The organism is Vibrio sp. QJM3NY_15, assembly GCF_057785995.1.
Genome location: NZ_CM173517.1, coordinates 3,001,417 through 3,015,446 on the forward strand (window position 1 = coordinate 3,001,417; position 14,030 = coordinate 3,015,446).

The window sequence follows — 14,030 nt, forward strand, 5'->3', positions numbered from 1 at the left end:
CTTAGCGATTAAGAATCTTTGTTTTGAGCGTCATCTGATTCAGATTTAGCTTCTTCAACTTTCGACTCTTCAGCTTTTGGTTCGGCTTTAGCTTCAGATTTTTCCTCAGCTTCAGGCTTAGTTTCTTCCTTTGCAGGTTCTGCTTTTGCCTGGTCACCCCAACCAGCAGGCTCACGAATGTCAGTCTTACGTTCCATGAGGTCATCAATCTGACCCGCATCGATCGTTTCGTACTTCATAAGCGCATCTTTCATCGAGTGCATCAAATCCATATTATCTTCTAGGATTTGCTTAGCTCGAGCGTAGTTGCGGTCGATAAGAATACGAATTTCTTCATCGATAAGTCGAGTTGTATCGTCAGAAACATGCTTCGCTTGGCTCATGCCGCGACCTAGGAAAACTTCGCCTTCTTCTTCAGCATAAAGAAGAGGACCTAGTTTCTCAGAGAAGCCCCATTGCGTAACCATCTTACGAGCAATATCTGTTGCACGTTCGATATCGTTAGACGCACCAGTCGAAACATTATCTTTACCGTAGATAAGCTCTTCAGCAAGACGACCACCGTACAAGCTAGAAATCATTGACTCTAGATGTTGGCGAGACATGCTTACGCGATCTTGCTCTGGTAGATACATAGTCACACCAAGTGCACGACCACGAGGGATGATTGATACTTTGTACACTGGATCGTGTTCAGGTACCAAACGACCAACAATCGCGTGACCCGCTTCGTGGTAAGCCGTTGACTCTTTCACTTCTTCAGACATAACCATTGAACGGCGCTCTGCACCCATCATGATCTTATCTTTCGCAAGTTCAAACTCAACCATAGATACATTGCGTTTGTTTCCGCGAGCAGCAAATAGAGCCGCTTCGTTAACAAGGTTCGCAAGATCTGCACCAGAGAAACCTGGAGTACCACGAGCAATCAGAGATGGTTCAACATCGCCCGACAATGGAACTTTACGCATGTGTACTTTAAGAATCTGTTCACGACCGCGCACATCAGGCAGACCAACCACAACTTGACGGTCAAAACGACCTGGACGAAGCAGTGCAGGGTCAAGTACGTCTGGGCGGTTAGTCGCAGCAATAACGATAATACCTTCGTTACCCTCGAAACCATCCATCTCAACCAGCATTTGGTTCAGTGTTTGCTCACGTTCATCGTGACCACCACCAACACCAGCGCCACGTTGACGACCTACTGCATCGATTTCATCGATAAAAATGATACATGGTGCGGCTTTCTTCGCTTGTTCGAACATGTCACGCACACGAGATGCACCAACACCAACGAACATTTCTACGAAGTCAGAACCAGAGATAGTAAAGAACGGTACTTTCGCTTCACCCGCAATCGCTTTTGCAAGCAATGTCTTACCAGTACCAGGAGGACCAACCAACAGGATACCTGTAGGGATCTTACCACCTAGCTTTTGGAAACGACTTGGGTCACGAAGGTAGTCAACAAGTTCTTTAACGTCTTCTTTTGCTTCGTCACAACCAGCAACATCAGCAAACATCGTTTTGATTTGTTCTTCGCTCATCATTCGAGCTTTGCTCTTACCAAACGACATTGCGCCTTTACCGCCGCCGCCGCCTTGCATTTGACGCATGAAGAAAATCCACACACCAATCAGTAAGATCATTGGGAACCAAGAGATGAAGATAGTGCCAAGCAGGCTCTGCTCTTCAGGTGGTGTGCCCTGAACTTTCACGTTTTGGTTAATTAAGTCATCAAGTAGCTTCTGATCATAAACAGGCATGTAAGTTACATACTTAGCACCACCACCACGACGGGTGAAAGAGATTTCACTGTTATTGAACTGTGCGTCTTGAATCTGGCCTTGGCCAACTTCCTGTACAAACGTGGTGTAATCAACTGCTCTGCCATTACTTTCACCAGGGCCGAAGCTCTGGAATACAGACATAAGCACTACAGCGATAACTAGCCACAGAATTAAATTTTTTGCCATGTCACTCAAGGTGTCAGCCTCTCGATAACTAATTGTAATTAAAGGTAGGGTACTACAGTTTGTTACCTGTAGCTATATTGTTAACGGTTCAAAATCGAACAGAATCGTTAACCTTTGTAACCAGTGGCTACGATAAACACTTCACGAGAACGAGCTCGAGAAGAGTCGGGTTTTCTGACCTTAACCGTTTTAAACATCTCACGGACATCTTTAACGTATTGGTCAAACCCTTCGCCTTGGAATACTTTAACAACAAAACTACCATTGGTAGCTAGAACTTGTCGACACATATCCAAAGCTAATTCAACCAAGTACATAGCTCTTGGTTGGTCTACTGAGTTATTTCCTGCAATGTTAGGAGCCATGTCAGACATAACCACATCAACCATATTAGGTTGAATACGATCTAACAACGCTTCCAATACTGCTTCTTCGCGGAAATCACCTTGTAAAAAGCTCACTCCAGCGATGGGATCCATAGGTAACAAGTCACACGCAATGATTTGCCCACTGTCACCAATAATCTTAGCAGCATATTGAGACCAACCGCCAGGAGCTGCACCCAAATCCACAACAGTCATCGCAGGAGACAACAATTTATCTTTCGCTTGAATCTCTTCCATTTTGAAATAAGCACGTGAACGATAGCCTTTCTTTCTCGCCTCATTTGCGTACTTGTCGTCGAAGTGTTCCTTCAACCAACGGCCTGAACTGGCCGAGTGTTTCTGTTTACTCATTGGATACCTAAATTGGAGGAAAGTACTAATTGCTGAATAAATTATAGTCTTCAGCATTAGATGGCGTTAAAATAGGTTTTTTCAACCCTAATACTAAAGAAAATTGGCCGCGTAATGAACCTAAGTACCAAACAAAAGCAGCATCTAAAGGGCCTAGCTCACAGTTTAAAACCTGTTGTGCTAATGGGCGCAAATGGACTTACTGAAGCTGTTCTAGCGGAAATCGAATTAGCTCTAGACCACCACGAACTGATCAAGATTAAAGTAGCATCAGAAGACCGTGAGACTAAGCAACTGATTATCGATGCAATTGTACGTGAAACTAAAGCTGAGAAAGTACAAACTATCGGTAAAGTTCTTGTACTGTTCCGTCAGTCTGAAGCACGTAAAATCGAGATTCCACGCAAATAAGTTAGTTTGGCATCAAACTAGCTCCGCAATCAGAAAGCCACTGTGCTTATCTTTTAGTGTAGCGTGAGAAACGAAAAAGGTCGCATTAGCGACCTTTTTACTTATTAGAACCAAAGTAAATTCAATTAGATGTATTCTACTTTGTCGATTTCGAAATCTTTATCGCCGCCAGGTGTAGAGATAATAACCTCGTCACCTTCCATCTTACCAATAAGACCACGAGCGATCGGTGATTTCACCGAAATGCGGCCAGTTTTGATTTCAGCTTCATCTTCAGAAACGATTTGGTAACGGAACTCTTCATCAGTATCTACGTCAATCAAAGTAACCGTAGTACCAAAGATAACCTTACCTGTGTTATCCATTTGAGTTACGTCGATGATCTGAGCTAGTGATAGCTTGTATTCGATATCTCGAATTTGAGCTTCACAGATACCCTGCTCTTCACGAGCAGCGTGATATTCAGCGTTCTCTTTCAAGTCACCTAGTTCACGTGCTTCACCGATAGCTGCTGAAATAATAGGACGTAGCTTAAGTAGGCGATCTAATTCGTCACGTAGCTGCTGAGCGCCACGCACTGTCATTGGAACCTTTTCCATTTTTTACCTCTATGCCAAAGCTTTCTTTGGCCAACATAAATCCACCCAACATAGTTATTGGGTGATAGAAACAAAACGATTTGGCTTAGTGTAAACAAACTTTATGGCTAAATCACCTTTATTCCACTTTGCGTTATAAAAGCTTTATCTAGGTCTAAATTACAGACATCACAAAAATGAATAATAACCTCCCCATCAATAAGCTCAGAAATAAATACCTAAAAAAACAAAAAACAAACAAAATAAATACAGATCACACTTTTATAAAAGCCACGTTAAAACAGATAGTTAAGCAACAATAAATATAATAAAACAGTGTTCATTTTTTAGTTTTATATCATTTTACTAACTAACAATGGAACTTTAGAGGTAAAAAGTAACCCATGGATTGCACTGGCATTTTTCAGACTTCTGTTCTAATCATGATTATGAAGCCTGATTAATACAGGCAATACACAAAAGGGTTCAAATCCTTGATAAAACTTCTATGGACAGTAATTAGGAATTAATAACATGAACAAGACTATGATCGCGCTTGCTGTATCGGCTGCAGCTCTTGCTACTAACGCAGTAGCAGCGGACGGCAAACAAGCTGGTGGTATCGACGGCACTTCTGTATACAGCTCAAACGGCACTTCTCTAGAGATCGGTGGTCGTGCTGAAGCTCGTCTATCTCTAAAAGACGGCAAAGCTGAAGACAAAACACGTGTACGTCTTAACTTCCTAGGTAAAGTTGAAATCCAAGACGGCCTATATGGTGTTGGTTTCTACGAAGGCGAATTCACAACTGCTGAAAACGGCGGCTCTACTGATAACAACGACGGTGACATTACTAACCGTTACACGTACGCTGGTATCGGCGGTGACTTCGGTGAAGTAACTTACGGTAAAAACGACGGTGCACTAGGTGTTATCACAGACTTTACCGATATCATGTCTTACCACGGTAACTCTGCAGCGATGAAAATTGCTGTAGCAGATCGTTCAGACAACATGGTTTCATACAAAGGTCAATTCCAAGACCTAGGCGTTAAAGCTAGCTACCGTTTTGCTGACCGCGATGAACAAGGTGGCGAATTCGTTGACAACGACGCAGACGGCTACTCTCTATCTGGTATCTACGCAATCGGCGATTCTGGCTTTAAGCTAGGTGCAGGTTACGCTGATCAAGACGAGCAAAACGAGTACATGCTAGCGGCATCTTTCCGCACTGAGGCTTTATACTTTGCTGGTACATTCACTGACGGTGAATTAGCAGACAAAAACGGCGATTACACTGGTTACGAATTCGCAACTGCGTACACGCTAGATAAAACTGCATTCACTCTAACGTACAACAACGCAGAAACTGACGGTGAAACTTCAGCTGACAACGTTGCTATCGATGCGACTTACTACTTCAAGCCTAACTTCCGTACGTACATCTCGTACAACTTCAACCTTATCTCTGAAGGTGACAAGTTAGGTTCAGTTGGCCTTCTTAACGGCCCTGCATCAAAAGCAGATGCTGAAGACGAGCTAGCTCTAGGTCTACGTTACGACTTCTAATTCTGGTTACCTAATTGATTAATTAGTTAATTGAGAATCAAAACGCCCGCTATCTAGCGGGCGTTTTTTATATCTGTATACTGAAAAAATCAGCCATCCAAGAAAATCTTCTATGCGCCTTCTATCCACACTACTTCTATGTAGTTTTTCCATTAGCGTTTTCTCAATTAACGCTTTTGCATACGCCCCTTTAGATAAACTGCCCGATGGCAGTAGCACAAGTCTGATCTTAGAATCTTTAAGTGGCCGTTCAAATGAAATGAATACCAACAGTGATGGCTTTTATCCACCAGCCAGCACTTTAAAACTGGTTACAGCTTTAGCGGCTAAGTTGGAATTGGGGGATGACTTTCACTACACGACCAACATAGCTCGTTCTAATGATGATGTTGTGATCTCATTCAGCGGTGACCCAACGCTCCAACGAGAACAGCTTAAAAGCCTTTTGGCTCAATACGCAAAATCTCAATCCAGAACCATCAAGGGCAACTTATACCTAGATAACTCGACTTTTACGGGCTATCAGCGAGCTGTGGGGTGGCCTTGGGACATTCTAGGCGTTTGTTACAGCGCGCCTTCTAGTGCAATGACCTTAGATAGCAACTGCGCACAAGCCTCTATTTATACAAAAGATAACGGTTCGACACGTGTATATATTCCAGCTCATTATCCGATAGACGTGACAACCACCGCAGCCACCGTGACTCGCTCAGGGCAAAAGGCCACACAATGCGACTTAGAGCTCATGACGACTCCGGACAACGCTTACAAGCTCTCTGGTTGCTTAGTTGAGCGTAAGAAACCACTGCCGCTCAAATTCGCGATTCAAAATCCAGAGCTTTATACCTACCAAGTCGTGACATCACTGCTTCAAGAGTTAAAAATCCAAGTTAAAGGCGATGTGATTGTGGGTAAAAAAGCTAAAGCAAACAAAACGACGTTAGTCGCGAGCCACCATTCAGAAAAGCTTCCTGAACTGCTCAATACCATGTTGAAGAAATCAGACAATCTAATAGCAGATAATCTAACTAAAACGCTGGGTGCGACATTTTATGTTCAACCGGGCAGCTTCAATAACGGCACTGAAGCGATAAAGCAGATCTTACTGACTAAGGCCAACATCGATCTCAGCAAAGCGCAATTAGTCGATGGCTCAGGGTTATCGAGAAATAACCGAATGACCTCGCAAACCATGGCACAGGTGCTTCGTTATATCTGGGAAAACGATCAACAACTCAACCTAATTGATGCGATGCCAACGTCAGGCACCGATGGAACGCTTAAGTATCGTCAAAGCATGCGAAAAACTCCGATTCAAGGCAACATCATTGCCAAAAGCGGCTCTCTATACGGCAGTTACAACATGGCAGGGTTTGGTTTAGATAAATCAGGTAATCCAAATTCGATCTTCGTGCAGTTTGTTCGTGATTATTTCCCTGACAAGCCAGATCCTGACAGACCAGTGGAAGCACCGATCACTCAGTTCGAACGCGCTTTCTACAATGATGTGGTCGAGTTTAGTCAAACACAGAACAAATCTCAGTAGCTGCTAGCTTCTTGTAAGCGGTCAATTAAACAATAAAAAATGGCGCTGAAGATCTTGAATCTTCAGCGCCATTTTTGTTTCTAAGGTGTTTTTAGTTATTTTTATAGGTGCCTATTTGTATAGGAGCTAAGCGATACCGAGGAATGAATTCACTACCGTGAAGTAAATCCACATCCCTGAAATATCCACTATCGAAGCGAGAACAGGGCTCACCAACACCGCAGGATCTAACTTAAATAACCGAGCAACAATCGGTAACCCAGCGCCTAGCACGGTTGATATTGTCACTTGAATAAACAGAGCGACAGCAATCGCGTAAGCAATCATATTAATGTCATAACCACCCGTTGATTGGTTGTCACTAAACAGTAAGATGCGGCCAATCATCACTAAGGCGATCGCAAGTGCTAAGCAAATCGCGACTCTAAGCTCTTTCCATAGAACGTTCGCCCACTGGCGTTTCTTCAATTCCCCTGTGGCTAAGGCTCTGATGACCAGAGTCGCGGCTTGTGTTCCGGTGTTACCCCCTGCAGCAGCGATCACCGGCATATAGATTGCCAGAAGTACTAGCTGGCTAAGGATATCTTCATACTGAGCAATGATAAGCCCAGAGACAATACCCAGCAGCGCTAAAGCAATAATCCAACCGATACGTTGCCTTACGTGGCTTAGTACTCCAGTTGAAAGGTAACCTTGTTGCGGTTCAACCTCTGAGTAGATCAGCCCTAGTTGGTGAGCTAGATGTCGAGAGCGCTTCTCAAAGCCCTGCTCTTCTAACTCACTAAGTAAAGTCTGAATCGTACTAAGAGAACATTGCCCAAGCACTAACACCGCATCTTCAAGTGGCATACGGTTCAAAAGGTTAATTTGTTGCTCACGTCCGTACTGTTGAAAGGCATTAGATACCGCTTGGATGTCTTTCTCTGAGTACAGAGCTTCAATAGATAAAAAAGTGTTGTTCATTACCGTCATGGCGAATCTCCCGATTGGCAAAGGTAACGACCATCAAAACAAATAGCCTATAGCGAGTACACCAAGAACATATAACTCGTATATCAAGAGCGTATAGCTAGGCGCACCAAAAACTTAAAGCTAATATATCAACAACTTAAAGCGATAATGTGTCTACTTGTTAGAATCTAGTGTGTGGAAAAGAATGAGGGGGAAAAACAAAGATACCCTACCTGAACGGCAGGACAATAGATCAATACCGAGACAGGTTATTCTTCTCCATTCAAACTAGGAGGATGGTCGGTATTGTTCATAAAAATCTCCAGAATTACTGTCAATATGACAGCGCGCACAGTGTAGCAATGCACGCTCAAAAACTTCGTCAACTTTCTGTCAATAAATAAGGGGGAATAAAAAAGGCATCCGTGGATGCCTTTTTTTCAATTATTGATGTGCGTTATTACTTAATAGTAATACGAGCAAACTTACGCTTACCTACTTGGTAAACTGCAGTACCTGCTTCAGGTACGAATCTGCTGTCTTCAATCTTCTCGCCTTCAAGCTTAGCAGCGCCTTGCTTGATCATACGCATCGCATCAGAAGTAGAGTTTACAAGACCTGCTTCTTTTAGAACGTTAGCGATTGGTAGACCTGCTTCGAATTCGAATTCAGGCATTTCATCTGGCACTTGGTTCTTAGCAAAACGGTTAACGAACTCTTGCTCAGCTGCTTCAGCATCGGCTTCACTGTGGAAACGAGCAATGATCTCTTTAGCCAGTAGAACTTTAACGTCACGCGGGTTCTTACCTGCATCAACGCCAGCTTTCAGTTCCGCAACTTCTTCAAGTGGACGGAAAGACAGTAGCTCGTAGTAGCTCCACATTAGATCGTCAGAGATAGACATGATCTTACCAAACATCTCGCTTGGTGCTTCGCTGATACCGATGTAGTTGTGCGCAGACTTAGACATCTTCTTAACGCCGTCTAGACCAACAAGTAGTGGCATCATTAATACCGCTTGTGGTTTTTGACCGGCAGCTTTTTGCAGTTCACGACCCATGAGAAGGTTAAACTTCTGGTCAGTACCGCCAAGCTCAACATCGCTCTCTAGTGCAACAGAGTCGTGACCTTGAAGAAGTGGGTACATGAATTCGTGGATTGCGATCGGTTGGCCACCAGCGTAACGCTTTTTAAAGTCATCACGCTCAAGCATACGAGCAACAGTTTGGTTAGAAGCAAGACGAATCATGCCTTCAGCACCAAGCTCAGATAACCACTCAGAGTTGAAACGAATTTGCGTTTTCGCAGGATCTAGAATCTTGAATACTTGCTCTTTGTAAGTTTCAGCATTCTTCAATACGTCTTCACGGCTTAGCGGTGGACGCGTTGAGTTCTTACCAGATGGGTCACCAACCATTGCAGTGAAATCACCGATAAGGAATGTCACTTCATGACCAAGCTCTTGGAAAGCACGAAGCTTGTTAAAGATAACCGTATGGCCTAGGTGGATATCTGGAGCGGTTGGATCGGCACCCAGCTTAATGCGTAAAGGACGACCTTCTTTTAATTTAGCAATCAGTTCGTCTTCTGGAATCAGTTCTTCTACGCCACGTTTGATCTCGGCTAGTGCAGCTTCAATACTCGCCATTCTTGTTCACTCCCACAGATTTGGCAAAAATATAATAATTAGACATCTTACTTGAATAGCGATGTATTTTGAAACCAGTTACACTATTCCGTCGTCGATTTTCATAATATTTACAGAACGAACCGGAACATGTTGTCTATTTTTGCACGCCTTCCTATTTTGCACCGGGCTTTTATCGCATTTTTTAGTGCCGTAATTTTCGTCGCGATTTTCTTACTCCCCGATGTCAGCAGTTTGCGTGACGATACGGGCGCTTTAGTGGTGGGGAAACATTACCCACTGACTATCAATACATCCGCGCTTGTTAGCTCAAGTGACGCGCCGCCGACGGCTGTGCTTAATTGGGAGAAATACACCGTTCGTTCTGGCGAAAGCACCTCTGTTTTATTCGAACGTATTGGCCTCTCATACCGCTTGCTGATCACGCTACTCAATACCAATAACGATATTAAGAAGCAGCTGTCTAACCTAAGACCTGGCGATGTATTGCAATTCGGTTTTGATGAAAACAACGACCTTATTCAACTAAAACGACAACTTAGTGCATTTGAAAGCTTCAAGATCACGAAGTCTGGCGATTCTTTTACCTCTAGCATCGACAAGAAAGAAGTTGCCTACCAATACAATTACGCTGAAGCCAACATTACCTCGAACTTCTGGAATGCAGGCGTTAGCGCTGGCCTAACCGCAAACCAAATCATGGAACTAGCGGGCATCTTCGGCTGGGATATCGACTTTGCGTTAGATATTCGTAAGAACGACAGCTTCAAAATCTTATACCAAGAGAAAGTGGTTGAAGGTGAAGTAGTTGGTCGCGGTAAGATCATGGCAGCCGTATTCAAAAACCAAGGCGACTCATTTACCGCGGTATTAGATGATAAGAGCGGCAACTACTTCGATGAAAATGGTCGAGCAATGAAGAAAGCGTTCTTGCGCTCACCAATTGACTTTCGTCGTGTGACATCGAACTTTAATCCTACCAGGAGACACCCAGTAACCGGTAAGGTTCGAGCTCACCGCGGTACTGACTACGCTGCCCCTGTTGGCACACCTATCTGGGCGGCAGGTGACGGTATCGTTCAGAAGTCGGGTTACAACCAATTCAATGGTAACTACGTGTTCATTCGCCATAGCAACACCTATATCACCAAATACCTGCATATGAAGCGACGCATGGTAAAAACAGGTCAGCGCGTAAAACAAGGCCAAACCATTGGTACTTTGGGCGGTACAGGCCGTGTGACTGGCCCGCACTTACACTATGAATTCTTGGTCAATGGCGTACATAAGAATGCGCGTACCGTGAAATTGCCTCAATCTAAGTCGTTAACCGGTAAAGCAAAAGCAACGTTTATTGCGAACTCAGAGATTCGACTGAATAACCTTGAGCGATACGGCCAGTTACTAGCGACTAATTAGACTAATAGCCATATAAACCAACGAAAAGAGCGCCCACCAAGGCGCTCTTTTTATTTCCGTCGAACTAGGACTTATCTTTAACCGTCGTTGCTTTGGATCATATCGGGTTTCTTGTCTCGCCCTAGCATCAGTAAGCAAGGCGTCAGCACCAAGGTTAGTACCGTCGCAAATGCCAACCCTCCCGCAATTGCTGTAGCAAGTTGCGACCACCATTGGGTACTCGGGGCACCAAACTCTATTTTTTGGTTAATCAGATCGATGTTCATCTCTAATACCATCGGCATCAAGCCTAATATGGTAGTAACCGTAGTAAGCATCACTGGCCTTAAACGCTGAACACCAGTTCTTAGAATCGCATCTCGCTTATCCAAGCCTCGTTTAATCAACTGATTATAAGTATCGATCAGCACGATATTATTGTTCACGACGATACCAGCTAGTGCTATCACCCCAATACCTGACATCACAATGCCAAACGGACGTTGGAAGATAAGTAAACCGACAAACACACCAACCGTTGAAAACAACACCGCACTAAGAATCAAGAACGCTTGATAGAAGCTATTGAACTGAGTAATCAGAATCAACGCCATTACCGCAAGAGCAACCATGAATGCACTTTGTAAGAAGGCTGAAGAGTTTTCTTGTTCTTCATTCTGACCACGGATACGAAACTCGACACTACTCGGTAGCCCTAACTCACTCAGCGACTGTTCGATCTTTGGCAGCTCAAGGGTAAGGTTATAGCCCTCTTCCATATCAGCCATGATGTTCACGACTCGCTTACCATCGAGGCGTTTGATCGTGTCTTGCTTATGGTCAGGAACAATCTGCGCGAAGTTGGTAATCGGAACAAGGCCAGCCGGTGTTTTGACTCTTAACTGGTCAAAGCGCCCGATATCTCTTTTATCGCTTGGGTAGCGTACCAAGATATCGACTTCTTCTGATGAGTCATCTGGCAGGTAGTCACCAATCTTTAGTCCGTTAGTGACAAATTGAACGGTATTGCCGACCAAGGTCGCATCAGCCGCAAAACGCGCGGCATCGTCTCGGCGAATATCCACCTTCCAATCGATGCCGTCTTTGCTTGCAGTATCACTGATATTAGTCAGTGCTTGATTACCATCCGCCCAACCTCTTACGATCTTAGCCGCCTGATTGAGCTGCTCAGGCGTTTTGGCAGATAGCTCAATCACTAAGTCATTTTCAACCGGAGGTCCTGCATCTGGAAACTTATATTCAATCTCGACCCCAGCGTATTGATCAGTTTGTACCTTTAACTCATCAATGATCGCTTTAACACTGCGACGATATTGCCAATCCACAGGGGTGATCGATATCAAACCAATCTGGTCGTCCCCACCCGTTCGCGTGTAAACAGTATCGAGCTCATCATGATTTAGCATCATCTGTTCAATATCGCGCATGATGACATCTTTCTCTTGGATAGAAAGATCACCATGAGAACGAACTTTGACGTTAAAGAATGGCGGATCAACTTCTGGGAAGAACTCAGCACCTAGACCCGCTTTTGAATAAGTAAAACCAACTGCAACCGCGAGTAATATCGCACTGAAGAGAATCTTAAATGGGTGTTTAATCGCAAGCGAAAGCGTGTGGTAGTAAGCCTTGGTTAAGCCAGTCGCCTGTGAGAAATCACCGTTGTGCAGTGCCACCATTCGCGCTTGGCTTTTGGGCGATACGTATTGAGGTTTACCAATCAAACCACCTAATACAGGCACAAACAACAACGCCATAATCAATGAAGCGGTTAAGGTTGCAATCAACGTTAATGGCAGGAACTTCATGAATTCGCCTGTCACATCTGGCCAAAACAGTAACGGAGCAAATGCCGCCAAGGTTGTAGCCGTGGATGCTGTTATCGGCCATGCCATTCGTTTGGCTGCATCTCGATAGGCTGCTTTACGCCCTTCCCCTTCTTGCATTCGTCTGTCGGCAAACTCGGTGACCACAATCGCCCCATCAACCAACATCCCAACCGCCATGATCAATGAGAACAGCACCACTATGTTTACGGTTAAACCAAATACCGATAGAACTAGTAACCCCGTGAGGAATGATCCAGGAATTGAAATTCCGACCAATAATGCGGTTCGCACACCAAGAATAGCGATGATCACGATCACCACTAAAATGATGGCGGACAATATATTGTTTTGAAGATCGTTGAGCATGATCTTCACATCTTTAGATTCATCCCAAGTGTATTTGACCAACAGGTTATTTGGCCACTCGGCTTGCTGCTGAGCGCCTGCCATGACGGCTTTGACTAGCTCAACGGTTTCAATGATGTTTTCACCCGCTCGCTTCTTGATATCCAAGACAACCGCTGATTTACCATCTAAACGAGCAAAACTCTCTGGATCTCGAAACGCTCGACGAACCGTGGCCACATCACCAAAAGTCACGACCTGCTTACCATCGACTTTAATTGGTAGCTCAAGCACGTCTTTTAGAGAGTTAAACACCGAAGGAACTTTGACAGAGAAACGCCCGTAGCCCGTATCTACAAAACCTGCCGCAACCACTCGGTTATTCAGAGCGATCAAGTTATAGATATCCGCTTGATCTAGGCTGTAGCTTTCCATCAATAACGGATCAACGATGATTTCAACAATGTCATCGCGATCGCCTGCAATATCGACCTCTAGAATTTGGCGATAGCTTTCGAGCTTATCCCCAAGTTCTCGAGCAATTTGCACTATGGTGCGCTCAGGAACGGTACCAAACAGAACAACTGACAACACTGGCTGCTCAGACGCGAGCGTCACCTCATTGACAGTCGGCTCGTCACTGTCTTCTGGTAGCTTTGGTTTGGCAAGGTCAACCGCATCACGCACATCCGCCATAGCTTTAGTCAGGTCGACACCAACGTTAAACTCCAACACAACAGAGGCATGCCCTTCTGCTGCGGTTGCAGTCATCTCTTTTACGCCTTCAATTGACCTCAGCTCTTGTTCTATCGGCCTAACCAATAAGCGTTCTGCATCGGTTGGCGAAATACCTTGGTGCCCAACAGAAACGTAGATAATTGGAATGGTGATATCTGGGCTCGATTCTTTGGGTATCGTGATATAGGTAATCACACCTGCGACCAAGATGAGTGCCAAAAGGGAGAGCATTGTTCGAGCGCGAGACAAGGCTGCATCAATAATTGAATACATCGGTTAT

General features: G+C 44.4%; 10 protein-coding genes. 4 read left to right on the forward strand and 6 right to left on the reverse strand.

All coding sequences use genetic code 11. From position 1 onward, the window contains the following. Positions 1-8 precede the first annotated feature (8 nt). Both ftsH and rlmE read right to left on the reverse strand, forming a co-directional pair. Entirely contained in the window at positions 9-1,979 is a 1,971-nt protein-coding gene (gene ftsH, locus AC3CKG_RS13345; protein WP_102513049.1) for an ATP-dependent zinc metalloprotease FtsH, read from the reverse strand. Between the two features lie 107 nt (positions 1,980-2,086). Continuing rightward, complete coding sequence (rlmE, locus tag AC3CKG_RS13350; protein WP_017106934.1) at positions 2,087-2,716, reverse strand: 23S rRNA (uridine(2552)-2'-O)-methyltransferase RlmE; 630 nt, start codon at positions 2,714-2,716, stop codon at positions 2,087-2,089. 114 nt (positions 2,717-2,830) lie between these two features. On the opposite strand from rlmE, the gene yhbY reads away from it, so the two are divergent. After that, positions 2,831-3,127, forward strand: a complete 297-nt coding sequence (yhbY, locus tag AC3CKG_RS13355; RefSeq protein ID WP_004738252.1) for a ribosome assembly RNA-binding protein YhbY — start codon at positions 2,831-2,833, stop codon at positions 3,125-3,127. A gap of 125 nt (positions 3,128-3,252) precedes the next feature. Here the strand turns inward: yhbY and greA are convergent, their stop codons facing one another. Then, positions 3,253-3,726, reverse strand: coding sequence for a transcription elongation factor GreA (greA, locus tag AC3CKG_RS13360; RefSeq protein ID WP_017084249.1), 474 nt, complete (start codon positions 3,724-3,726; stop codon positions 3,253-3,255). Between the two features lie 513 nt (positions 3,727-4,239). Here greA and AC3CKG_RS13365 point away from each other — a divergent pair. After that, on the forward strand, positions 4,240-5,274 hold the full coding sequence (locus AC3CKG_RS13365; RefSeq protein WP_488528465.1) for a porin: 1,035 nt from the start codon (positions 4,240-4,242) through the stop codon (positions 5,272-5,274). A gap of 112 nt (positions 5,275-5,386) precedes the next feature. Continuing rightward, positions 5,387-6,820: a serine-type D-Ala-D-Ala carboxypeptidase gene (gene dacB / locus AC3CKG_RS13370; RefSeq protein ID WP_488528466.1), complete on the forward strand. Its 1,434-nt coding sequence runs from the start codon at positions 5,387-5,389 to the stop codon at positions 6,818-6,820. 126 nt (positions 6,821-6,946) lie between these two features. On the opposite strand, the gene AC3CKG_RS13375 is transcribed toward dacB, so the two are convergent. Both AC3CKG_RS13375 and tyrS read right to left on the reverse strand, forming a co-directional pair. Further along, on the reverse strand, positions 6,947-7,792 hold the full coding sequence (locus AC3CKG_RS13375; protein WP_102279534.1) for a magnesium transporter: 846 nt from the start codon (positions 7,790-7,792) through the stop codon (positions 6,947-6,949). Positions 7,793-8,231: 439 nt separating this feature from the next. Continuing rightward, complete coding sequence (gene tyrS, locus AC3CKG_RS13380; protein WP_017108750.1) at positions 8,232-9,419, reverse strand: tyrosine--tRNA ligase; 1,188 nt, start codon at positions 9,417-9,419, stop codon at positions 8,232-8,234. A 129-nt stretch (positions 9,420-9,548) separates the two neighbouring features. Here tyrS and shyC point away from each other — a divergent pair, with 129 nt between their 5' ends. After that, complete coding sequence (gene shyC, locus AC3CKG_RS13385; RefSeq protein ID WP_488528467.1) at positions 9,549-10,838, forward strand: peptidoglycan DD-endopeptidase ShyC; 1,290 nt, start codon at positions 9,549-9,551, stop codon at positions 10,836-10,838. Positions 10,839-10,915: 77 nt separating this feature from the next. Here shyC and AC3CKG_RS13390 read toward each other — a convergent pair whose 3' ends face one another. Next, positions 10,916-14,023 (reverse strand): efflux RND transporter permease subunit, encoded by a 3,108-nt coding sequence (locus AC3CKG_RS13390; RefSeq protein WP_488528468.1) that lies wholly within the window; start codon positions 14,021-14,023, stop codon positions 10,916-10,918. Positions 14,024-14,030: the final 7 nt, after the last annotated feature.